The 22,349-nt window shown below is 47.3% G+C and carries 18 protein-coding genes and 2 pseudogenes; 11 read left to right on the top strand and 9 right to left on the bottom strand.

The window, feature by feature from the left end:
* Positions 1–928 precede the first annotated feature (928 nt).
* Positions 929–2,329: a Fic family protein gene (locus tag ACO0K1_RS18085; protein ID WP_423028259.1), complete on the bottom strand. Its 1,401-nt coding sequence runs from the start codon at positions 2,327–2,329 to the stop codon at positions 929–931.
* A gap of 235 nt (positions 2,330–2,564) precedes the next feature.
* A pseudogene (locus ACO0K1_RS18080) lies at positions 2,565–2,691 on the bottom strand (transposase); the annotation flags it as partial.
* A gap of 113 nt (positions 2,692–2,804) precedes the next feature.
* On the opposite strand from ACO0K1_RS18080, the gene ACO0K1_RS18075 reads away from it, so the two are divergent.
* Together ACO0K1_RS18075 and ACO0K1_RS18070 are read left to right on the top strand one after the other, a co-directional pair.
* Complete coding sequence (locus tag ACO0K1_RS18075; protein WP_423028257.1) at positions 2,805–3,143, top strand: hypothetical protein; 339 nt, start codon at positions 2,805–2,807, stop codon at positions 3,141–3,143.
* Positions 3,127–4,374 (top strand): type II toxin-antitoxin system HipA family toxin, encoded by a 1,248-nt coding sequence (locus ACO0K1_RS18070; protein WP_423028255.1) that lies wholly within the window; start codon positions 3,127–3,129, stop codon positions 4,372–4,374. Before ACO0K1_RS18075 ends, ACO0K1_RS18070 begins: the two co-directional genes overlap by 17 nt.
* 289 nt (positions 4,375–4,663) lie before the next feature.
* On the opposite strand, the gene ssb is transcribed toward ACO0K1_RS18070, so the two are convergent.
* Positions 4,664–5,155 carry a single-stranded DNA-binding protein gene (gene ssb, locus ACO0K1_RS18065; RefSeq protein WP_423028253.1) on the bottom strand — a complete coding sequence of 164 codons (492 nt, stop codon included), beginning with the start codon at positions 5,153–5,155 and terminating at the stop codon, positions 4,664–4,666.
* Positions 5,156–5,211: 56 nt separating this feature from the next.
* Complete coding sequence (locus ACO0K1_RS18060) at positions 5,212–6,453, bottom strand: MFS transporter (protein WP_423028251.1); 1,242 nt, start codon at positions 6,451–6,453, stop codon at positions 5,212–5,214.
* Positions 6,454–6,678: 225 nt separating this feature from the next.
* Here ACO0K1_RS18060 and uvrA point away from each other — a divergent pair, with 225 nt between their 5' ends.
* The 3 genes from uvrA to ACO0K1_RS18045 all read left to right on the top strand — a co-directional run bounded on the left by uvrA (position 6,679) and on the right by ACO0K1_RS18045 (position 11,363).
* A complete protein-coding gene (gene uvrA / locus ACO0K1_RS18055; protein ID WP_423028261.1) occupies positions 6,679–9,546 on the top strand; it encodes an excinuclease ABC subunit UvrA in 2,868 nt (955 codons plus the stop codon).
* Between the two features lie 35 nt (positions 9,547–9,581).
* Positions 9,582–10,154: an aminoacyl-tRNA hydrolase gene (pth, locus tag ACO0K1_RS18050; RefSeq protein WP_422990445.1), complete on the top strand. Its 573-nt coding sequence runs from the start codon at positions 9,582–9,584 to the stop codon at positions 10,152–10,154.
* A gap of 96 nt (positions 10,155–10,250) precedes the next feature.
* Positions 10,251–11,363: a patatin-like phospholipase family protein gene (locus tag ACO0K1_RS18045; protein WP_423028249.1), complete on the top strand. Its 1,113-nt coding sequence runs from the start codon at positions 10,251–10,253 to the stop codon at positions 11,361–11,363.
* Positions 11,364–11,381: 18 nt separating this feature from the next.
* Here the strand turns inward: ACO0K1_RS18045 and ACO0K1_RS18040 are convergent, their stop codons facing one another.
* From ACO0K1_RS18040 to ACO0K1_RS18030, 3 genes are read right to left on the bottom strand one after another with little or no spacing between them, the layout of a single operon-like run.
* A complete protein-coding gene (locus ACO0K1_RS18040; RefSeq protein WP_423028247.1) occupies positions 11,382–11,573 on the bottom strand; it encodes a hypothetical protein in 192 nt (63 codons plus the stop codon).
* Positions 11,574–11,575: 2 nt separating this feature from the next.
* A complete protein-coding gene (locus tag ACO0K1_RS18035) occupies positions 11,576–12,052 on the bottom strand; it encodes a hypothetical protein (RefSeq protein WP_423028245.1) in 477 nt (158 codons plus the stop codon).
* Positions 12,053–12,108: 56 nt separating this feature from the next.
* Positions 12,109–13,056, bottom strand: a complete 948-nt coding sequence (locus tag ACO0K1_RS18030) for an SPFH domain-containing protein (protein WP_423028243.1) — start codon at positions 13,054–13,056, stop codon at positions 12,109–12,111.
* A gap of 412 nt (positions 13,057–13,468) precedes the next feature.
* Between ACO0K1_RS18030 and ACO0K1_RS18025 the strand changes: the two genes are divergently transcribed.
* From ACO0K1_RS18025 to ACO0K1_RS18000, 6 genes are all read left to right on the top strand, one after another.
* A complete protein-coding gene (locus ACO0K1_RS18025) occupies positions 13,469–14,854 on the top strand; it encodes an MATE family efflux transporter (RefSeq protein ID WP_423028241.1) in 1,386 nt (461 codons plus the stop codon).
* Between the two features lie 175 nt (positions 14,855–15,029).
* Entirely contained in the window at positions 15,030–15,536 is a 507-nt protein-coding gene (locus tag ACO0K1_RS18020) for an energy transducer TonB (RefSeq protein WP_423028239.1), read from the top strand.
* Positions 15,537–16,035: 499 nt separating this feature from the next.
* Complete coding sequence (gene ychF / locus ACO0K1_RS18015; protein WP_423028236.1) at positions 16,036–17,127, top strand: redox-regulated ATPase YchF; 1,092 nt, start codon at positions 16,036–16,038, stop codon at positions 17,125–17,127.
* Positions 17,128–17,452: 325 nt separating this feature from the next.
* Positions 17,453–18,649: a M48 family metalloprotease gene (locus ACO0K1_RS18010; RefSeq protein ID WP_423028234.1), complete on the top strand. Its 1,197-nt coding sequence runs from the start codon at positions 17,453–17,455 to the stop codon at positions 18,647–18,649.
* 553 nt (positions 18,650–19,202) lie between these two features.
* Positions 19,203–19,724, top strand: coding sequence for a hypothetical protein (locus ACO0K1_RS18005; RefSeq protein ID WP_423028232.1), 522 nt, complete (start codon positions 19,203–19,205; stop codon positions 19,722–19,724).
* A gap of 27 nt (positions 19,725–19,751) precedes the next feature.
* Positions 19,752–20,192 carry a hypothetical protein gene (locus ACO0K1_RS18000; RefSeq protein WP_423028230.1) on the top strand — a complete coding sequence of 147 codons (441 nt, stop codon included), beginning with the start codon at positions 19,752–19,754 and terminating at the stop codon, positions 20,190–20,192.
* 152 nt (positions 20,193–20,344) lie between these two features.
* On the opposite strand, the gene ACO0K1_RS17995 is transcribed toward ACO0K1_RS18000, so the two are convergent.
* Positions 20,345–21,745, bottom strand: coding sequence for a DUF945 family protein (locus tag ACO0K1_RS17995; RefSeq protein ID WP_423028228.1), 1,401 nt, complete (start codon positions 21,743–21,745; stop codon positions 20,345–20,347).
* Between the two features lie 486 nt (positions 21,746–22,231).
* Positions 22,232–22,349: pseudogene (locus tag ACO0K1_RS17990) on the bottom strand (IS30 family transposase); the annotation flags it as partial.

Genomic DNA, 22,349 nt, shown 5'->3' with positions numbered 1-22,349 from the left:
GGTCGGATGTGAGAACATGTCATTTGCAGACCAGTTTTATGCATTGGCAGGCGTAGTCCGTCCAGCGATAATATAAAAAGTCGTAACGGCTTAAACTCGCCTTTTTAAAAGTTAATGCGACGGAACCTCATTTTGACTATCGCGAAGAGTTGAGGTAGCGAATTAGAAACACCAGCCTGGTTTTTATCCCACCATTTCAACACCAAAAAAGCATCTTCTTAACACCAAATAAGCACCAGATATTTTTGAACTGTTGAAAGGTCATGCTTTTTTGATCGCAAATTTCACCTCCCGCGATCAAAAAAAATGAATCTACCTCGTTACTCCCTATCCGAATTGGGCGCAAGCGTACATCGCTTTTTTTGCATAAGAACGCTATTCAAACCCGCCCATAACGGTAAAATTACTAGTCATGTATGCTATAGCGAAGTCGTCCATTGAAAAATTTTAACGCGCCCAAACAACTGCTTTTGGCAGAGAACATCGCGTCATAACTGAAAGTGCAACGAGTTTATTAGGGAGTAACGAGGCATGTGACCATACTTTAACGTTTGCGATCATAGATAAACGATTGAAACCTAGGAACAGTATTAAATTGAAACCCCCTTGTCGGCAAAAACCGAACAAAGCAAAACAAAAATTGGTGCCCCCTTGGCGACGTTTCGCATTGGGGCCTCTGCCCGTTTTTATATTGACAACACATGGTGGCCGAGGAACGAGGCCAATTATTTGTGCTTTTTTGGCGTAAATAAACCAGAAAGATTGGGTTGAATCAAAGATGGACTTCAAAGGGTGTCTTCATTTGACGGGAACTGCTGATTGATTCGCTAGTTTTCAGGATAGCCGCTACGCCGCTACACGTTTTTAAACTGGATTCGAATTGATGTTTCTAATGCTGGTGGAGTCAACATTAGAAGGACGGTATACGTCAATTGTGCCTTACATATTTTTCCTGCCACGCAGCAAACTCCAGAGGTCTGATACCAAAACGAACGGCATTCCCCGGATGCAGCGTCTTGAATTCTGCAAGTGCCAATCCGATGAAATGATCCTTGTCAGCATCCGTCACAGTAGCTGGTATTCTGGCACGCAACGTTACATCCGTGGCGGCCTCTTCACTGCGAACGATGGCTGCAACAACTTCAGTCAATGCCTGTCGATAACGTAGACGGAAAATGTCTGGCGGCACAAGATTTTGTTTGACGGCGACATACTGCTGACAAGAACGTTCATAAGCCCAGACGAAAACATCGCGCAGAAGTTCGATGCGGTTTAATTCATACACACCGATCATGGCATCCACGTATGCCTGTTGCGGCACGTCGATAAAAAACAGTGGACACAGGTTGTGACGGATGAAAGGGATATTCGCAGCAAGTCGAGATACTCGCTTGTTCACATCTTCAAAAGGTTGCAGGTAGGGCAAATGCACCATCAGGAAGAACGCCTGCTCGAATGGATCATTAATTTCCGCGGCCATCTCGATGACGATGCCAAATAATTCTTCAAGTCGCCGAGGTAAGGCGACGGGCAAATACACGCTCCCACCGATCTCCACCGCGCGGCTACGAATGCGTCCGCAAGCGTATGGGTCGGCCATCAAGCCATCAGACAGAAATGCGTGCAACGCAATGATAGTGTCCGTGGTCAGGTTCGCATGTTCAGGATCCCGCACCAAATATTCGATGGCATCCTTGTGATTGAGGATCATCTGGGTCTCGAGTGCATCCTTACCTTCGGCAGCCTGGCCGAACTCGATCAGCCGCTCTGTATCAAGTCGGCTGTAGGTGTTGCCTTCAAGTTGCGAAGATGCCCAGGACAGGTCGATCAATAAGCGACCCAGAATGTCGCGGGCAAAGGTGCCAGCAGGTGTCTGGTCTGCCGGTGAGCGTCCCAGAACGTGTAGCTGATCTCGCAAACTTTGCGGCAGGTACGCGGTTTGATTGGGGTGATATTGCTCAAGAAATATCAACTTATAGCCGACTGGAGAACGTAGCTGACGAGGTTGGCGGACATAAGCTTTAATCTCTTCGCCCTCCGGTGACGTAGGTACATAAACTTCGGACGATGCCTGATCCTTAGCATTTGCTTGCTCTTGGGCTGATGCTTCGACGATCCGCGGGGTGCGGAGGTAGCGCAATGCACGGCTTTCTCCGCTGGTTTGGACACGGCCTTGCTCTATGAGTAAGGCCAGTCTTCGCTGCAAGGTGCGCCGCGGCATGTTACCGCCGGTGGCTTTTAAGAGTGCATCTATGCCAACACCTTCATGGTGTAAGGAAATCAGCTCGACGAGTTGGTCTAACTCTTGAGGCGGGATTGATTTTGGCATTTTTATCTCTAGTTATTGCTAGCACAGCCATTATCGCGCCAAATAAAGTGGCGCGCAAATGAATTTGTGCCACTTTTTGTGCCAAATAGATGCGGTAAAAAGCGATTTTGTGTGCACTCATGCTTGAACGTGAGAGTTGCATCGCTTTGCAAGCCTGACGCTGGCTAAGTCAAGCTCTTGCAGTTGTTTGACGAAATCCCGTTTCTGGTTCGGGGTTAGCGCCTTAAACCGATCACCTCTTTGAACGCATGGTTCTCTAACGACAAATCAGCAACCATCATTTTGAGTTGACGACTCTCTGCCTCCAGGTCTTTGAGGCGCTTTACGTCGGCTGCTTCCATACCGCCATATTTAGATTTCCATTGGCACTGTGGTCCTGCTCAAATGAGCAGTTCATAATTAGCGCACTCATCGATAAACCCTCATAAAAAGCACTTTATGATCTATAATACACTTTTTATGAGGGGTTTCGCGTATGCCTAAAAAGCTCTCGAACGTGGATACGGTGCCAACTTTGGTACGGGAGCGCCTGAGCACGTGGGGGCGCTGCATCCACACGCAACGCTTACGCCAACGCATTACGGCCGCCGACTTGTGCGTGCGAATGAGTATTTCTGAGGCTACCTTGCGCCGCATGGAGAAAGGCGACCCAAGTACAGCTGCTGGCGCTTACCTCGCTGCATTGTTGATTTTGGGCGTGTTTGAGGATGCTATACCTGCGCTAGTACCCGCCCTGTGGTCCGACTCTCCTCAACGTAGAGTAAAGCTCAGCCAACAAGAACGAGGATGCGAAGTAGATGCTGAATACTTCTAAGCCCTTATTCATTTATTTGCAACGTCCAGACAACGGCGAGTGGGTCACGGTCGGACGCTATCTAGCTGGCCCCGTTGCAGGCTCGGGTAGATTCAAGTACGCCCCCAGTTATGTCGATGCAGGCCACACGTGGGCGATAGACCCGGTCAACTTGCCTTTCCGCCCGGAGGACGAGCGGCCAGCGACACGCTACAATGGTCTGCACGATGTCCTGCGAGATGCTTGTCCGGATTCATGGGGCCAGGCGCTGCTGCGGCGCGAGCACAATCTGCCCGAAGGCACGCTGCTGGCACGCTATCTGATTCTTTCTAATAATGCTGACCGCTGGGGTGCCCTCGCCGTAGGAACACGACCCATCCCCTCGGTGACGCAGCTTTCCTACCCTAAGTTAATCCAGCTACCGCTACTGGTGCAAGAGCTGGCAGCTATGAGCGCGCAACGGCCGGCAGTTGACGTCCGACTTCGCCGCCGCTTAGTACAGACTGCCAGTGTAGGGGGCGCTCGCCCCAAGGCGACCTTGCGCGACGATGAGGGGCAGTACTGGCTGGTCAAGCCTAGAATCGCCAGCGATATTGCTGACATACCTTGTCTCGAACATGTCGGCCAGCAATGGGGGGCGGCGAGTGGTTTGGATTTCGCGGCGACTGTTCTGCATCCTGCCGCCGAGGGAACCAGTGCGGTGCGCGTGCTGCGCTATGACCGAATTGGAGACCGACGCTTGATGTGTGTTAGCGCAGCTTCGCTGCTACAGGCGGAGTATCCAGACAAATTAACGCAAACAGACCTTTGGAGCTATCCGCGTCTGGCGGAGGAACTGCGCATCATAGGAGCTCCTGTGGAAGACCGGCGCGAGCTGTTTGGGAGAATGGTCTTTAATGCAGTGTGCGGAAATGATGATGACCATGTCCGAAATCATGCAGTCGTGTACCAACACGAGCAACGACGCTGGCGTCTGGCACCGGCTTTCGATGTCGTACCGAATCCGGTTGAGACACCGCGGACATTGACGCTGCAGCTGTCAACCGGGCGTTTCGATATTTCTCGCTCGGCAGTACTGGCCGACGCCCGTCGTTTTGGTTTCGACAGCAATGACGAGGCTAGTCGCTATCTTGATACACTACTGACGCGTATCAGTAAGGGTTTTGACCAGGTTGCTCACTGGCTGGAGCCCGAATGGCAGGAGATGCTGCGGACTCGTATGCGGGAGAACATTGCGATCCTGGAGACCTAAGGTCGTTGGGTTAACCGGGCGATAGGTGGAGTTAATTTAGCGCTTACCCTCTATTTAACGATTTCGAGCATGATTGAATACGAAAAAAAGAATCGCGAACGCCTATCTACTTCTGGAAATATAATTTTTTTGAAAAACGCATAATACTGCTACGTCTTTTCTTGTTTACATTTCAGCTTACTAGGTAATGCAAAAATCAAAAAAATGATCAAAAAAATGTAAATAAGAAAAATGTCCTGTAAATCATAGACTTACAGGACATAGTTTACAGAATCAGCTCTACTAGGTCTCAGAACGGAATGTCATCATCCATATCCGAGAAATTCGGTGCCGGACGTGAGACGGGCGCTTGTTGGCGTGGTGCTGGCGCTGCCTGGCGTGGGGCCGGGGCAGGTGCGCCACCGCCGTAGCCGCTGTCGTCCATCTGCGCGCCGCCGCCCATGCCTGGACGGCCGCCTAGCATTTGCATGCTGTCGGCTTTGATGTCGGTCGCGTATTTTTCTACGCCGTCTTTGTCGGTGTACTTACGTGTACGCAAGCTGCCTTCAACGTAGACTTGTGATCCTTTTTTCAGATACTGACCGGCGATTTCTGCCAGTTTGCCGAAAAAAGTAATCCGGTGCCATTCGGTTTGTTCTTTTTTCTCGCCAGATGCTTTGTCTTTCCAGCTGTCAGTCGTTGCTACTGTGATGCTGGTCATTGCGTCACCACTTGGCATATAACGTGTTTCCGGATCGCGGCCCAAATTGCCAACGATAATAACTTTATTGACGGATGCCATGGTTTTCTCCTGTTTTACTGATTAATTCCGATAATTTTTAAGAATAGTGTGCGGCTTTAGACCTTCTTTGCGCTCTGTTGTGACGAGCGGCGAGGTATTTCCGGCATTTTGACTGCGATTATAAGCCAGATAACTGTTAACAAAGCACACAAAGCGAAGATCGCTGGCGCACTGGCAAACTTGCTCATCACGCCGCCGGCGGCAGCACCGCAAGCAATACCAAGTGCCTGCAAAGTGTTATAGACACCCAAAGCCGCTCCTTTCGCGGCAGCTGGCGCAATGCGAGAAACCAACGATGGCTGGCTCGCTTCCAGGGTGTTAAATGCAATAAAGAAGCCAAACAGCAAGGCGATCAGAGCAACAGGATGTTCCATGAATTGCCAGAAACCGAGCTGAACAAGAAGGAGTAAAGCGATTGCAATTAGAAACACTTGTTTCATTTTGGCGTGCTTTTCACCAACGATAATGGCTGGCAACATTGCAATAAAAGAAACTACCATGACTGGTAAATATACTTTCCAATGGCCCGCCAGCGGAATATTAGCGACTCGTACTAAGGCGCCGGGTACCACGACAAACATTGCCATTTGCGCAAAATGCAGCACAAACACCCCGAAGTTCAAACGCATCAGCTCAGGATTTTTTAAAACGACGCTAAAAGGAACGCGCTCAACGGGAACCGGCGGCGCATCAGGGGTCACCCACAAGACCACGGCGATTGCCGCAATACCTGCCATTGCCATCAAGACAAATAGCGTCGGCATGCCCAGCCTTTCGAATAAGACCGGAGAGATGACCATCGCTAATGCAAATGAAATTCCGATAGAACCGCCCACCATCGCCATTGCCTTAGTACGGTGTTCTTCTCTTGTGCTATCAGCAATTAAAGCAGTAATCGCTGCAGATATTGCACCTAACCCTTGAATAGCGCGTCCCAAAGTAATGCCAATCAAGCTGGTTGACTCTGCACAAACCAATGCTCCTACGACAAACATCAACATCCCGGCAACAATCACCGGCTTGCGTCCGAGTCTATCCGATGCCATTCCGAGCGGAATCTGAAAAAAAGCCTGTACCAGACTGAACATGCCCAGCGCCAGCCCTATCATCAGGGGATTATTGCCGCCGCTCAGCGTTTTTGCATAAATCGCAAAAACGGGCGATAACATGAATAAACCCAGCATGCGTAAAGCAAAAATACCCGCTAGCGATGCACTGGAACGAATTTCGGCAGGACTCATGCCTGACTTTTCATCCGGTGTTTCGGTAACGGTGGAAAAATTTGTTGCTAAAGTCATATTTAAAACCGGTAGGTACAGACAAATTTACTGAAAGCGCAGAGGAGTCTGCGGTAATTTTCAAAAAACCGTTATAGTAGCAGGTTGATTGTTCCCGCCCAAATTCAGTTCAAACGCAGTTCACTTGCAGTTTTAAAAACTATGACGACACGACCAAAAGCCGTAAAAGCCACAGCAACGCCAAAGCCAGCTGAAATTGAGTTCGGCGCTGATGATATCGCACTCATGCAAAAGCGTGAGTTGATCAGGATCAGAGGAGCGCGAACGCATAACCTTAAAAACATCAATCTTGATTTACCGCGCAATAAGCTGGTAGTAATCACTGGCTTATCGGGCTCTGGCAAATCCTCGCTGGCGTTTGACACGCTGTATGCAGAAGGACAGCGACGCTATGTCGAGTCGTTGTCGGCGTATGCACGTCAGTTCTTACAATTGATGGAAAAACCAGATGTCGATTTGATCGAAGGTTTATCACCGGCAATTTCTATCGAACAAAAAGCGACCTCGCACAATCCACGCTCCACTGTTGGTACCGTGACTGAGATCCACGATTATCTGCGTTTGTTGTATGCCCGCGTCGGCACGCCCTACTGCCCGGATCATCCAGAAAACCCGTTAGCGGCACAATCCGTCTCGCAAATGGTCGATGCGGTGTTGGCGATGCCAGAGGACACAAAGCTGATGATCCTGGCACCCGTTGTGGCGAATCGCAAAGGTGAGCACGTCGATTTGTTCGAACAAATGCAGGCACAAGGTTTTATCCGCTTCCGTGTGCAAAGTGGCACGCATGAAGCCAAAATCTACGAAGTCGACGACTTACCAAAATTAAAGAAAACCGAAAAACACACGATTGACGTGGTGGTTGATCGGGTCAAGGTCAAAGAAGAAATCAAACAACGTCTGGCAGAATCATTTGAAACCTGCTTGCGCATTGCCAATGGTCGCGCCCTGGTGGTGGACATGGATAGCAAGCATGAGCAATTGTTCTCGAACAAATTTGCCTGCCCGACTTGCGGCTATTCTTTGCAAGAATTAGAACCACGCTTGTTCTCTTTCAACAACCCGATGGGTGCTTGTCCGGAATGTGATGGTCTGGGGCATATAGAATTTTTTGATCCTAAGCGTATTGTCGCGTTTCCTAATTTGTCGCTGGCAAGCGGCGCGGTAAAAGGTTGGGATAGACGGAATCAGTTTTACTTCCAGATGCTCTCCAATCTGGCAGCGTTTTTTGATTTTGATATCGATACGCCGTTTGAACAATTGCCTGAAACGGCGCAGCAAATTATTTTGCATGGTTCCGGTAAGCAATTAATTCCATTCACGTACATCAATGAAAAAGGCCGCGCGGTCGTCAAAGAACATACGTTTGAAGGTGTGGTTAATAATTTGCAGCGCCGTTATCGCGAAACCGATTCGATGGCAGTCAAAGAAGAACTCGCTAAATTCATCAATGAAAAGCAATGCCCATCCTGCGACGGCGCGCGTTTGCGCATCGAAGCGCGTTACGTCAAGGTTGGCACAGGCAAGCAAGAAAAAGCGATTTACGATATCAGCGCCATGCCTTTGCGCCAGACACTGGATTTCTTTGAACACCTGAAATTACATGGTGCGAAGCGCGATATTGCAGATCGTATTATCAAAGAAATTTCTTCCCGTCTGACTTTCTTGAACAATGTGGGCCTCGATTATTTGTCGCTCGATCGCAGTGCCGATACCTTGTCGGGTGGCGAAGCACAACGGATCAGATTGGCATCGCAAATTGGCTCTGGTCTGACTGGCGTGATGTACGTGTTGGATGAACCATCCATTGGTTTGCATCAACGCGACAATGACCGCTTGATCGATACACTCAAACATTTGCGCGACATCGGCAACAGCGTGCTGGTGGTTGAGCATGATGAAGACGCCATTCGCTGCGCTGACTTTGTGGTGGACATGGGAATTGGTGCTGGTGTGCACGGTGGCGAAATCATTGCCCAAGGAACACTCGCGGATATCATGAAAAGCGAACGTTCTTTGACCGCGCAATATCTGAGCGGTGCCTTGGAAATCGCGGTACCAAAACAACGCACTATCAGCAATCCCGATAAGCAATTAGTGATTGCCGGTGCGCGTGGCAATAATCTGAAAAACGTCACAATGCATTTACCAGTCGGCCTGTTGACTTGCGTCACTGGCGTATCTGGTTCAGGCAAATCGACGCTGGTCAACGACACGCTGTACCACGTCGCAGCACGTCATTTATATGGTTCGCAAGCAGAACCTGCGGCGTTTGAGCACGTCAGCGGTCTGGAATATTTTGATAAGGTGATCTCTGTCGATCAGGCACCGATTGGTCGTACACCACGCTCTAACCCGGCAACTTATACGGGCCTGTTCACGCCGATACGCGATTTATTTGCGACTGTGCCGATGGCGAAAGAACGTGGCTACAGCGCGGGACGTTTTTCATTCAACGTCAAAGGCGGTCGTTGCGAAGCCTGTCAGGGCGATGGCGTGATCAAGGTCGAAATGCACTTCTTACCAGACGTGTATGTACCTTGTGATGTCTGCCACGGCAAACGCTACAACCGCGAAACGCTGGAAGTGCAATACAAAGGCAAGAACATCCATCAGATACTAGAAATGACCGTAGAAGATGCGCATGAATTCTTTAAACCAGTCCCTATCATTGCGCGTAAATTGCACACCTTGCTGGACGTGGGTCTGGGTTATATCCGCCTTGGTCAAAGCGCCACCACGCTGTCTGGTGGTGAAGCACAGCGCGTAAAATTATCACTCGAATTATCGAAACGCGACACTGGCCGCACTTTGTATATTCTGGATGAACCGACGACTGGTTTGCATTTCCACGATATCGCCCTGCTGCTCAAAGTGATCCATCGTTTGCGCGATCAGGGCAATACGCTGGTGATTATTGAACATAATCTGGACGTGATTAAAACCGCTGATTGGCTGATTGATCTAGGGCCAGAAGGTGGTGCCGGTGGTGGTTTGATTATTGCGAGCGGAACGCCAGAAGAAGTGGCTGCAAATGCCGATAGCGTGACAGGTAAATATTTGTTGCCACTGCTCAAAAAGCACAAGTCTTAAATCTGTCAAAGTAAGTTTAAAAATTTCTCAATAACATGTCTATTCGTTTGATCGTAGGGCTGGGTAATCCTGGCCCTGAATATGAACAAACCCGCCACAACGCGGGTTTTTGGCTGGTGGATCAGTTTCCGGTCAGCTTACAGCGCGATAAAAACTTTAATGCGCTCGTTGGTAAAACCCGAATCGCTGGCAACGAAGTCTGGTTGTTAGAGCCGCAGACGTATATGAATCGGTCCGGGCAATCGGTCGGCGCCTTATGCCGTTTTTATAAAATTACACCGGACGAAGTATTAGTCGTGCATGATGAACTCGACATCATGCCGGGCATTGCCAAGCTCAAAAAAGGCGGCTCGTCAGGCGGTCATAATGGCTTGAAAGATATTACCGCAGCCTTGGGGACGCAAGACTACTGGCGCTTACGCATCGGTATTGGTCATCCACGTACCTTGAATTTGCAGCAAGGCGTGGCAGACTTTGTCTTGCACCGGCCACGCAAAGAAGAACAGCCCCTGATCGATGAAGCCATCGCTAAAAGCATGGATATTTTGCCATTGCTAGCCGAAGGAAAGTTTCCAGAAGCAATGATGCAATTGCACACGACAAAATAATCGCCTGAGTGAGATTTTAATGACGACGGATGGGTGTCACAAAGCTGCCGGGGCGGTAATTTATAAGTCTTATAAGTCTTTTTTGAGTATCACAATATGAGTTCAGCAATCCAAATCCATGCTGGTAAAACAGCCTATGCCTATTTGCAAAAACACGGCTTACATGCGCAAGATGTCGCCGTCATACCTGCCGCCGCAGGGGGGCCAAAAGGGTTGATTTTGCAGGCGGTCGATCAGTGGCTATTTGGTGAGTGGCTACCAACAGCACCGCGTGAACGCAGTCTGATCGGCGCGTCGATAGGATCGTGGCGCATGGCAGCGGCGAGTTGCGCTGATCCGGTTGCTGGTTTTCAGCGTTTGGCGGATTTGTATTGTGAACAAAGCTATCCCGAAAAGCCCAGCGCCAATTATGTCACCAATGAAATTCAAAGTCTGTTGCAAGCCTTTATCGGTGGTTATGAAAGCGAGATCGTACAGCAGCCCCTGCATCGGCTGCATTTGATGACGAATCGCGGGCGCGGCGTGTTAAATGCCCCCAGTTCCGAAGGCAAGGCCAAACTAGGTTTCGTCGCTGCGACCTTCGCCAATCTGGCGTCGCGTTCTCGTCTGGCCAAACATCTGGACCGCGTCGTCATTAGCGATGCGCGTGATTCGCTATTTTGGTTAAAAGAAAAATTTGATAATTTTGATACGCAGTTCTGTGCATTGGGTGTCGATAATCTGGCCCCCGCTCTGTTAGCGTCTGGCACCTTGCCTTTGATTATGGAGCCAGTCAAAAATATTCCACATACACCAACTGGCACTTACTGGGATGGCGGTATCATCGATTATCATCTAGCGTTGCCGTACTCACGTCTGACTGAAAAAAATGCCGTGGGCAAAAACGAATTAGTTTTATATCCGCATTTTACGGATCACATTGTCCCAGGATGGCTGGATAAATCTTTGCCATGGCGACGCGCCCACGCAGGACAGCATGGACACTGGCTTGATAATGTAATTATGATCTCACCAAGCAACGACTTTTTGCGCAGCTTGCCACGCGGTAAATTACCTGACCGCAAAGACTTTTTTTATTACGGCACAAATCACCAACAACGAATAAAAGCGTGGCAAACCGCGATTGCGGAAAGTGCACGGATGCGCGACGAGCTGATTGCCTTTATCGCTCAACCGGAGATGAAAAAAGTGCAGGCCTTGAATTTTTAGCGTGTCAAAAATTGATCGCTAATCGTTAGCCTGGTCTGGCTCTTCAGACGTTGGTGGAACCTGGCGACCGCGTTGGATAAGCGCCTGTCGCAACATGTATTCCACCTGTGCATTTGCGCTACGTAATTCTTGCGATGCCAGGCGTTCGATCTCTGCCCATAAAGCCGGATCAATACGCAAGGGAAAAGATTTTTTACCTGGACTGGCCATTGTTATTTCGCGAGGCGGGGCTGCAAATAATTGAGCAGACGTTGTGGATCAGTACTGCTCAGACGAAAACTTTTACCATTATTTTGCACGATACGCAGCCCCTGAGAACCTGATGCACGGTACAACATGCCTTTGCTGGTCACGCGAATACCATAGCCTTCATACCAGCGAAGATCAACAATCTCAACGGCAGAAATATCGCTCAGTGACACCTTCCATGATGGAAGCGCTAGCACACCAAATCTCCAGCGCATCTGTTGCTCGTCTACCGAAATGGTCATTGTTCCAAAGTTTAATTGGATACCAATAATCAAAATGAACAGCAAAGATAAAGCATCGCTTCCATAACCGTTCAGTAAATCCGAAAAGGAAGAAAATGCGCCTACATTAAATTGCCAAGCGATATAGGCGGCAACCACCGGCATTGACACCCACAACGCTTTTAAATACTGTTTTTCTACATAAACTGGATAAGACATTTTCGTCACCGCACACTAAATTATGTTGAACAATGTTGAGTTGGATTGCGTTGGATTTAATTATAAAGTGTGCCAGTATTAATCACTGGCTGCGTTTCTTTATCAGAACATAACACCACCAATAAATTACTCACCATCGCTGCTTTACGTTCATCATCAAGTTCCACGATTTTACGTTCAGATAAACCTTGCAGCGCTGCTTCCACCATGCTGAAAGCACCATGTACAATTTTTTTGCGGGCACTGATAATCGCTTCGGCTTGCTGGCGACGCAACATAACCTGAGCGATTTCCGCGGCGTAGGCCAGATGCGTTAATTTAGCGTCTTCAACTTCAATCCCCGCGGCAGCAAATCGCAGATGCAATTCGTTGCGTAACGCGCCAGCAACAATCTCAACGCCAGCGCGCAGCGTAGTTTCGCCTTCTGCTAAATCTTCACCATCGTCATACGCATATTGCGACGCCAAATGACGAATCGCCGCTTCAGCTTGCACATTCACAAAGCGATCAAAATCATCAACGTTATAAATCGCTAAAGCCGTGTCTTGTACACGCCAGACGATGGCGGCGCCAATCTCGATCGGGTTGCCTCGTTTGTCGTTGACTTTTAATGGCGCCGTGTTCATGGTGCGTGCACGCAAGCTGAGTTTGCGTTGACCGTAAAACGGATTTACCCACCGTAAGCCCTCGCTGCGATCCGACCCCATGTAACCGCCAAATAAAGTCAGCAAAGCCGCTTCATTGGGCTGCAACATGTAAAAACCCTTCAAAATAAAAAGTCCAATAGCAATCATCAAGCCCCGTAGCAATAGAGCTGGCATTGGCGGCGCTTCGATTTGTCGTGTAAGCTGAAAGATCAAATAGCCAGCGCCAGCCAGAAACGCCAATGCGATGGCAAACATCACATAGCCATTCCAGGAGGTCAGATTACGCTCTTTCAGGAGCACTCTTTTGTTACTAACGCTATTTGCGACGTGTTCAGTGACTGTAGTCTCGGTACTCATAGTTATTCCAGTAAGAATTAGTAGGCTAGTAGTAGGTTAGTTATTGTTATTTGTGAAAGAACAAGCTACTTGGAAAATGTTGTTTTGATTCAAAAAGATCTCACAATGAAATCAAAGTGATATCACTTTAGGATAAGATTTCAGTAAGTCAAGGAAATGACGATCAATTCTTCGGAACAATTCTCTCGATCATTTTTTCGATCATTTTTTCGATCATTTTTTCGATCATTTTTTCGATCATTTTTTCGATCAATTCTTTTGTCCAATTCTTTTGTTCAATTCTTTAACTCAATCTGTTGCACTAAATGACCCGCAATCACTAAAGGCGCATAAGCGCTATCAGCGAGACCTCCCCCCTTTAGCGGGGTGATAGGGTAAGCTAGCGGGCTATCTGAAAAAGTCATCAATTCTTATGAAAACCCGTATTCGCACTGAAGCTGCCGCCCTGTGGCAAATCGCCTGGCCAGTTTTGATCGGTCAACTTGCAACCGTCGGCATGGGCGTTTCCGATGTCGCCATGACTGGCCACCTCAGCGCGCGGGAATTGGCGGCCGTATCCTTAGGGGCGTCGTTATGGTCCATCGTTTTAGTCACCGTGATGGGTACCATGATGGCAATTAATGCCGTCATCGCGCATGAAGTTGGCGCCAATAATCTGACCAAAATACCACACACCATGCGCCAGGCCTTGTGGATGGGTTTAGGTGTGGGGCTGATTGCCTGCCTGATCCTCAATGCAGCGACATTGATTTTTGATCATTTGCATATCGATGACATCGTCAATCAAAAAGCGTCACAGTTCGTCCATGTGATCAGTCTGGGGTTGCCAGCATTTGGTATGTACCGCGCATTGTATGGCTATACGACGAGTCTGAACGAAACCAAGCCAGTGATGATGATCGCTCTGGGCGGGCTGGGGTTTAACATAGTGATTAACTGGATTTTCATCTATGGCCATTTGGGCATGCCACAATTAGGTGCAACAGGATGCGCCGTGGCGACCGGGATGGGACTGTGGCTCATGTTGGCGGCCATGTTACTGTGGGTGCGTCGTGCCGGGGTTTACCGTGCCACTTACCCTTTTACCCATCTTGAACGCCCTGTCTGGAGCGAGATTCGCTCTATGCTTAAACTAGGACTGCCGATTGGTATCACTTACTTTGCTGAGGTATCTGCTTTCGGTGCGGTTGGCTTACTGGTCGCGCGTTTTGGTGTGATTCAAGTTTCTGCAAATCAAATTGCCCTGAATTTTTCTTCACTGGTATTTATGGTGCCGTTAAGTATAGGGATTGCACTAACGACCCGCGTTGGTCAGGCACTCGGGGAAGGTGACGCACAACGTGCGCGCTTTATTTCGTGGATCGGTGTTGGTATCGGTTTAATTTTCGCAATTGTCTCAGCGACCTTCATCACTATTTTTCGTGACCAGATCGCCGCTGCGTATACAACGGACACCGACGTCCAGAAACTCACAGCAATCTTGTTACTCTTTGCGGCTATTTTTCAATTATCAGACGCGGCGCAAGTAACAACCTCGTGCGCGATCCGTGGCTATAAAGTCACGAGAATGCCGATGTTGATCCATTTAATGGCTTTCTATGGTTTCGCACTGCCGATCGGATGCGTGCTCGGATTGGCACCTGCCTGGATGCCCTGGCACCCGGCAACGCCCATGGCAGCACATGGATTCTGGATAGGACTCGTATTGGGCCTGACCGTTGCTGGCGGCTTCTTGCTGGCTTATTTACAACGAATCAGTACTCTGCGGGTCAGAATGACCGCCAATTCCGCTAAATAGGCGGGATTTTTAATTCAAAGGCTATTTTTTAGTTTCATAATTAAATTTGCATAAAAAACATTATTTAATTAATATCATATTAATAGCCACGATAATAGCTACGATAATAGCTACGATGTCACCAGGTTCTATGTCGTCGCTCTCATTGAATAGTGACGCTTTTAAAGACGCCAAAATGAAAAATATTTTTATAATTTGTACTTTCTTGAGTTTTACACAAATTTCTTTAGCACAAGAAAAAGACCTTGCTCACAGCATACTTGCCGATAGACCCACCATTGGATCCAATGTCCGCGAAAAAGTGGGATTTAGCAAAGTTGCAATGCATAAAAGGTATGAAGATCTCAGTGAATCCGACAAGGCAATTTTGCGTAAGGATTATGTCGATATGCAGGCAAACGATGAGCCGCCTTTTCCTTTGTATGGACTGGCGCCAATTTTTGAAAAAATTGCTCGCATGCACGTAAGACGCGAAAACGAGGGCAAAGTGAAAATGCTGGTGTTAATTGACGCCAATGGTGAAGCGCAGAATGTACGGTTTGTAAATTATCCAACGCTAGACACAGCAAAAGCTATTGCAAAGATATTAGTCTCGACGAAGTTTAAACCTGGTCGTTGTGATGGCAATACGTGTCCAATGGAATATCTTTTTGACATTGATTTACAGGTCTCCATTAATTAAAGAAGTGACAAAAAAAATCACTTTTTTTATTGGTAATTAATTGGTAATTACATTCTGCTTTTACGCATCAAAGAATGGCCGACGTGTTCTATCGTACATAGCACGTCGACAAGAATCAATTGTTGAATAAAACGCTTAATTAGAAAATGCAAGCATTTCTATTTTAATTGCCCTGCAACCAATATCGATTGGCGCCGAAAATACCCTTTTGACTTCACACGATTGTCAGTCTTTGGCTTTTTAGTTCATTTGACGACCAATCCAACGAATATGCTTTCCAGCAATATTCTTCTGTCATTTACCGCGAGTCGTTTGATAAGTGCGTCTGATAAGGTTACAATCGCCATAATTTTTGGCTACAAAACGGATACAAAATCCTGTTAAACAACCCCAGATTTGATCCGATCCCACATCGCAGTGTGTTTTATGCAATACGCATTTAACATCGTTCTGGTTAAATGCAATAAAACCGCTAACCCCTTGTTTTAGAAAGATTTTCATGAGTCTCAAATGCGGCATCGTCGGCCTGCCTAACGTCGGCAAATCTACTTTATTTAATGCACTGACTAAAGCGGGCATCCCGGCAGAAAATTATCCCTTCTGTACGATTGAGCCTAACGTTGGTATCGTTGAAGTTCCCGATCCACGCCTGAAACAATTGTCCGATATCGTTAAGCCAGAACGTATTCAAAACGCTATCGTCGAATTCGTCGACATCGCAGGTCTGGTGGCTGGTGCATCCAAAGGTGAAGGTCTGGGTAATCAGTTCCTCGCGCACATTCGCGAAACCGACGCCATCGTCAACGTTGTTCGTTGTTTTGAAGATGACAACGTGATCCACGTCGCTGGTAAAGTCAGCCCATTGGACGATATCGAAGTCATTCAAACTGAATTGGCCTTGGCTGATATGGGCAGCGTAGAAAAAGCGATTCATCGCGAAAACAAAAAAGCCCGTTCTGGCGATAAAGATGCAGCCAAACTGGTCGCCTTGTTAGAACGCATCATGCCAGCGCTGAACGATGCTAAACCAGTGCGCGCACTTGGTTTGGACGCAGAAGAAATGGCCTTAATCAAGCCTTTGTGTCTGATCACTGCAAAACCAGCCATGTACGTGGCTAACGTGTCTGATTCCGGTTTTACAAATAATCCTTTGTTAGATCAATTGACAGCATTCGCTGCCGGACAAAACGCACCTATCGTCGCGATCTGCGCAGCAATTGAATCTGAAATCGCTGATCTGGACGATGCTGACAAAACTGATTTCCTGGCCGATATGGGCATGGAAGAACCAGGCCTTGATCGTCTGATCCGCGCTGCGTTCAAATTGTTGGGTCTGCAAACTTACTTCACCGCAGGCGTGAAAGAAGTGCGCGCCTGGACGATCCACATCGGTGACACAGCACCGCAAGCAGCCGGCGTGATTCACACCGATTTCGAACGCGGCTTCATCCGTGCACAAACCATTGCGTTTGAAGACTTCATCACCTACAAAGGCGAATCAGGCGCCAAGGAAGCCGGCAAAATGCGCGCCGAGGGTAAAGAATATGTAGTGAAAGATGGCGATGTCTTGAACTTCTTGTTTAACGTCTAAGCTGTCAATTTCAAGCAGCTGTATTTGACACTGCTGCAAAGTATAAAAAGCCCTAAGCGATTAGGGCTTTTTTCATGACTTGTCGTCTTTTTTACGATTGTCTGGCACAAACCAGCAATTTCCAGCACGGAAGCACAGTGTTGTTAAAGTCCTCTTCAGTATTCAGGTTAATTTAATAAAGTTGCATTTTTTTTATTTTTAAATTACCGTCCCAAATCCCGAATGACAACTATGTGATGGTCAATAAGATGTTGAGTGAATTCAAGTCGCCAGCTATCGCTCATGATGCTTATTCATCACTTTATAAAAAAATAAGGACGAATCAATGAAAGAGCTTACTTATTCGCGCGAACGAACGTTAGCCACGGTTACCCTCATTTTAGGAATTATTGCCTGGTTAATCCTAATCATTGGCACCTTCGGCACTGCTTTATTCGCTCTCGCGATAGGATATATTGTTTATTTATTTGCGCAGTCCGCCTTAATTGCCCACATCAAGGGAACTGCTGTCGAATTATCCGCTGAACAGTATCCGGATCTTTATGCACAATTTTCAGACTGCTGCGAGCGCTTGCAGATGAATGGGCGTCCTCAAGCTTATATCCTGAATGGGAATGGCGGTCTAAATGCATTCGCTACCAAATTCCTTGGCAAACAATATGTCTTTTTGATGTCAGATATTGTTGACGCAATGAACGTACATACCGATGGCGTGCGATTTTATATCGGACATGAACTTGGTCACTTGAAAAGGAAGCATTTAGGTATCGGGCATTTAATCCGCTGGCCTGTGCTCTGGCTCCCACTCGTAGGGGCCGCCTATTCGCGTACACGCGAGAGCACGTGCGATCGCCACGGCCTCGCATGCAGCAGTTCGGGCGAAGGTGCTGCGCAAGCTTTGGCAGCGTTAGCATCAGGCTCTGTGCGATGGAAAAGCCTTGATGTGCAAGCGTATGTTAATCAGTCTCTGGAATCCTCCGGATTTTGGATGTCCTTTCACGAACTAATTGGCGGTTATCCATGGCTGGTCAAGCGCGCTGCACGCGTGCTGAACCCTGACTCGAAGTTGCCAAGACGTAATGGCGCTGCTTATTTATTAGCGCTATTTGTTCCGTATGCTGGCAGACTTGGTGCAGGACTTGGTTTATTGACGATGGTATACATCGTTGGCGTTCTCGCAGCGGTTGCAGTGCCAGAATATCAAACCTACGTAATCAAAGCTAAACTCACTCTTGCAGTGACTGAATCTGAACCAGCCCGGCAGGCGCTGGCGAGCTATTATGAGACCAATCATAAAATTCCGGGCTCATTAGAACAAGTCGCGATTAATCCACAAATTGTCGATGGCGGACATTTGTCGGTTGATGCGTCCACAATGATACTCACGGTATCAACAAAGCAGGGAGAGCTGCTATTTATACCGAAAACTGACCAACAAGAACACGTCTACTGGACTTGCTCAAACGGTCGGGAATTACTCCCCGTACATTTGCCGGAAAATTGCAGAAAAATGGGAAATTGACAGCAATCCTCACTGTAACGATATGTCGACGTTACGGTAAAAATGAGTCAATTTTACTTTGATAATTTCAATCAAGTAGGGTGGATATAGCCCGCGCCAGACTTACATCTCGCGAGATCTTGCGAGTTGCACCTGCCCTACAATTTGCGCACTAAAAAATCGAACAGGCAATTGACGCTTTCTTTCCTTCTGTCACTGTCTCATCACTAGACTTTGCCCATCACAGCAATTTGATGTTGCATCGATCTGCATACACGTATTAAAACTCCAAGATTCGCTTGCCTGAAAACAAGTTGCCACCTTGCACCTTTGTGCTAAATCTTCCGTCCTTGTAATTGCAGGCCGAAAATTTGTTCACGCCACCCAACACTTTGCATCTAAAAAACTCAAAGCTTGTCATTCTGTAATCGCAATGAAATTAATTATCGATAGAATCGAAAAGCGACAAATGACTCACAAATTGTTACGAAATTTACCTTTATGGGATTGTTCGAACTCAAAAAAAAGACATTCAACCATTTTTACGCTTTAGATTACTCAACTGGGAAACATTATGGGATTTGGTTTAGGAAACTTGTTGCAAGAAGTTATCGGCGGAAACACTTCTGTAGAAAATCATTTTGATCAAATTGCGCAAGGTTCACCGGCTGAGTTGATCAGCCAGGGTTTGGCAACCATGTTTCATTCTGACCAGACACCTGCGTTCGGTCAAATGGTCGGCCAATTATTTGGACAAGCCAATCCAGATCAACAAGCTGGCATGCTCAATCAATTGTTAAGCAGTATGGGGCCGCAGGTATTGAGCGCCATTGAAGGCGGTGCAGGTGGCGGTGCCTTAAGCACGATTTTGGCCCAATTGGGTGGCACGAGCGCCTCGGTAACGCCGGAGCAAGCCGCTCAAATTTCTCCCGACCAAGTACAACAACTTGCAGATCATGCCCATCGACAAGATGCAGGCATTGTCGAGAATATGAGTGATTTCTACGCTCAACATGCAGGTCTGATCAAAACACTGGGCGGCGAAGCATTAACAATTGCGTTATCCAGGATGGCTAACACACCAAAGAGCAGTTAATTTTTTTAACCACAAGAGGAAATAAATATGAAAATCAAATCAATTTTAATGGCATGCATTTTGTCCGTTGCTGGTTCTGCTGGTGTTCTGAGTTCCGCAATGGCAGCTGATACAGCGGCGACAGTAAGTGCGACATGTAATGATGGCACTGCCTACAGCGGCGCAAGCAAAAAAGGCGCATGCTCTGGTCACAAGGGTGTCAAAGAATGGGCTGCTGCGGCTCCGGCAGCGGCGGCTCCAGCAGCGGCTGCAGCGCCAGCTGCTGCACCTGCAAAAGAAGCAGCACCGACTGCTGCAGCAGCTGCCGGCGGTGGTGCGGGTAAAGTGTGGGTTAACTCCAGCTCTAAAGTTTACCACTGCGAAGGTACTAGATATTACGGTAAGACTAAAGAAGGTTCGTATATGACTGAAGCCGATGCAAAAGCAGCTGGCAACCGTCCAGACCACGGCAAAGCTTGTACTAAATAATTTTATAAAACAAAAAAATGCCGCGAAAAATTTTCGCGGCATTTTTTATTTCAAAATAGAATCATCAAGAAATAATGTAGTGATGACTATTTGCAAGCTTTCTAAGTCGAATCCAAAAAATCCGGCATGAAGCGTTTTTTACTGGTTTTCAATTATTTTTTTGCTGCCTTATTCATCTCGTGACCGTTAACTTTTACGGCACCGTTCATAAAGTCTACAACCACACTGAGTTGGTCTTGCTCTTCCTTGACCATGCCACTGGCTATCATACTTTGCAATCCTGCATTTGCTTTCTGTTCAACGCTGGCGCTTGGCTGAAAAGTTCCAATGAATTTGGTGATTTTTAGTGCTAAGGCTTTCGGCATCGTCAATTCAACATGCGCTGCAATTTTTTGCTGTAACAACTTGACGTCGCTCATATCTGATTGCTTGGCTTTTTCCAGCCAGACCGCAGCACTCAGAGCGGCTTTCATCGATTGATAGACGACCGACAAATCTCTGATTTCAAAACGTGACGCAGGTGACAATATTGGTAAAAACTTTGTCGTAAATAACTTGCGAGATTCCGCCAGTTTTTTTTCCGTTGAAGGTTCCGCTTTATTGAGTTCAGCTGCTTCCTTTATAAAGGCTGCCATAGGTGCTTCGTTCAAATTAAGGAAGTGATAATCAATATGGATCGGACCGATAGAATGACCCGCAAATTGAACTTCAGCGGCGTTCATATCGAGCACCATATTAAGCTTATTTCCTTGTTGCGATACATCTGAGGTCATCAACACATTCTTCGCATTTACATTGCTACCTGCACTGCGTGCCTGAAAATTAATTTCAGGAATCGTAATCGCGGCCTTACCAAGAGCGATGTGATGCGGATTGTAACTAGCTTCCTGCACAATACGAATTTGCTTCAGCTCCAGGTTGGCATCGGCACCAAAGCTTTGACTAAAGTAAGGCCAATCGCTTGTGCTATTAAAATGTTTAAAATCTTTGCTATAACTTACACTACTTCTCAAGGCATCCCAGCGGCTATGATTTTGCGATTGCGGATCCGTATAATCTAATGCTTGTAGCAAAATATTGACATCGACACCGCCATCTGGATTGTCAATCAGATTGATATGAAGCGGATCAGGGTTACCGAACATCTCTTTGAAACTTGCTTGCGTTTTTTCAGAAAACTGGAAATCCACCAGTTTCGTCAAGCTGGCTTTTGTTACAGGCTTTAACGCAAATGGGATCAACATTTCTTGTGCGACGGGCTCATAAACACGCCATACAGGAAAGCTTTGCATCAAATTGAGCATGGCTTTTTGATCGGGAATATTAGCTGCTGAGCCAGGATTTTGTGCCTTTGCTGCTGGTGCTGCCACTGCTGCTGATTGAGGCATTGGTGCTGCAGGAGTTGCTGAAGTTGCTGAAGTTGCTGAAGTTGCTGAAGTTGCTGAAGTTGCCGTTACGCCAACGACTGGTGTAGCCGTTGAACTCGCAGCGAACGCCGACTGATCAACAACAAAGGAGGCACAAACAAAAGTAAGCAGAGCTGATTTTTTCATAGAGAGATTAAGGTTCAACTTCAATCAAATAACCGAGTACAGTATGGTGTTGTAAATATATACATATTAGTCCTTAATGTACAGCGTCTAACAACAAATAAATGAGGAAGTTCACCCGGTCTCAGGATATGAAATTGAGTTAGCGAGTTGCACACGGCCGACCATTGAGTATCGGTATCCACGGCAATTTTGCTTTTGACTTTTACCGCTTGAGATGATCCATTTGTGCTTCACGGAAAATGGATCAGGAAGCATCTTTGTCTGAGTGTAGCGGGTCAAGATGCTTTGCCGTTTTACGTGACGTACAATTTGTGTTGACCCGCAGTGATGGCACCCGCGGGGTAAAGTTTCAGCGTCGCCTTTTTTGCTTATCCAAGCCCCCCTCCACTTGCGGAAGAGGGGTGTCTGATAGGACGTGCGGTAGCGCAGTGTAGTAAGGCGGGTGAAACCCGCCAACAAAAATAAAAATAAAAATAAAACGCGAGTTCAATTTTGAAGTGCAAGCGTATTTTTGAAGAATACCTGATTGGGTGTAAGGTATCCTAACCTTTTTCTTGGTCGATTATTCAGTCTATTCATGGCGTGATCAATCTCCTGTTGTGTA

Source organism: Undibacterium sp. SXout20W, from assembly GCF_049340285.1.
Classification (GTDB): Bacteria; Pseudomonadota; Gammaproteobacteria; order Burkholderiales; family Burkholderiaceae_D; genus Undibacterium.
This window is presented reverse-complemented; position numbering and strand designations above follow the sequence as displayed.

Bases quoted from the DNA above. Each gene is read 5' to 3' on its own strand.
- ACO0K1_RS18085 (WP_423028259.1), bottom strand. From the start codon at position 2,329: ATGCCAAAATCAATCCCGCCTCAAGAGTTAGACCAACTCGTCGAGCTG.
- ACO0K1_RS18075 (WP_423028257.1), top strand. From the start codon at position 2,805: ATGCCTAAAAAGCTCTCGAACGTGGATACGGTGCCAACTTTGGTACGG.
- ACO0K1_RS18070 (WP_423028255.1), top strand. From the start codon at position 3,127: ATGCTGAATACTTCTAAGCCCTTATTCATTTATTTGCAACGTCCAGAC.
- ssb (WP_423028253.1), bottom strand. From the start codon at position 5,155: ATGGCATCCGTCAATAAAGTTATTATCGTTGGCAATTTGGGCCGCGAT.
- ACO0K1_RS18060 (WP_423028251.1), bottom strand. From the start codon at position 6,453: ATGACTTTAGCAACAAATTTTTCCACCGTTACCGAAACACCGGATGAA.
- uvrA (WP_423028261.1), top strand. From the start codon at position 6,679: ATGCAAAAGCGTGAGTTGATCAGGATCAGAGGAGCGCGAACGCATAAC.
- pth (WP_422990445.1), top strand. From the start codon at position 9,582: ATGTCTATTCGTTTGATCGTAGGGCTGGGTAATCCTGGCCCTGAATAT.
- ACO0K1_RS18045 (WP_423028249.1), top strand. From the start codon at position 10,251: ATGAGTTCAGCAATCCAAATCCATGCTGGTAAAACAGCCTATGCCTAT.
- ACO0K1_RS18040 (WP_423028247.1), bottom strand. From the start codon at position 11,573: ATGGCCAGTCCAGGTAAAAAATCTTTTCCCTTGCGTATTGATCCGGCT.
- ACO0K1_RS18035 (WP_423028245.1), bottom strand. From the start codon at position 12,052: ATGTCTTATCCAGTTTATGTAGAAAAACAGTATTTAAAAGCGTTGTGG.
- ACO0K1_RS18030 (WP_423028243.1), bottom strand. From the start codon at position 13,056: ATGAGTACCGAGACTACAGTCACTGAACACGTCGCAAATAGCGTTAGT.
- ACO0K1_RS18025 (WP_423028241.1), top strand. From the start codon at position 13,469: ATGAAAACCCGTATTCGCACTGAAGCTGCCGCCCTGTGGCAAATCGCC.
- ACO0K1_RS18020 (WP_423028239.1), top strand. From the start codon at position 15,030: ATGAAAAATATTTTTATAATTTGTACTTTCTTGAGTTTTACACAAATT.
- ychF (WP_423028236.1), top strand. From the start codon at position 16,036: ATGAGTCTCAAATGCGGCATCGTCGGCCTGCCTAACGTCGGCAAATCT.
- ACO0K1_RS18010 (WP_423028234.1), top strand. From the start codon at position 17,453: ATGAAAGAGCTTACTTATTCGCGCGAACGAACGTTAGCCACGGTTACC.
- ACO0K1_RS18005 (WP_423028232.1), top strand. From the start codon at position 19,203: ATGGGATTTGGTTTAGGAAACTTGTTGCAAGAAGTTATCGGCGGAAAC.
- ACO0K1_RS18000 (WP_423028230.1), top strand. From the start codon at position 19,752: ATGAAAATCAAATCAATTTTAATGGCATGCATTTTGTCCGTTGCTGGT.
- ACO0K1_RS17995 (WP_423028228.1), bottom strand. From the start codon at position 21,745: ATGAAAAAATCAGCTCTGCTTACTTTTGTTTGTGCCTCCTTTGTTGTT.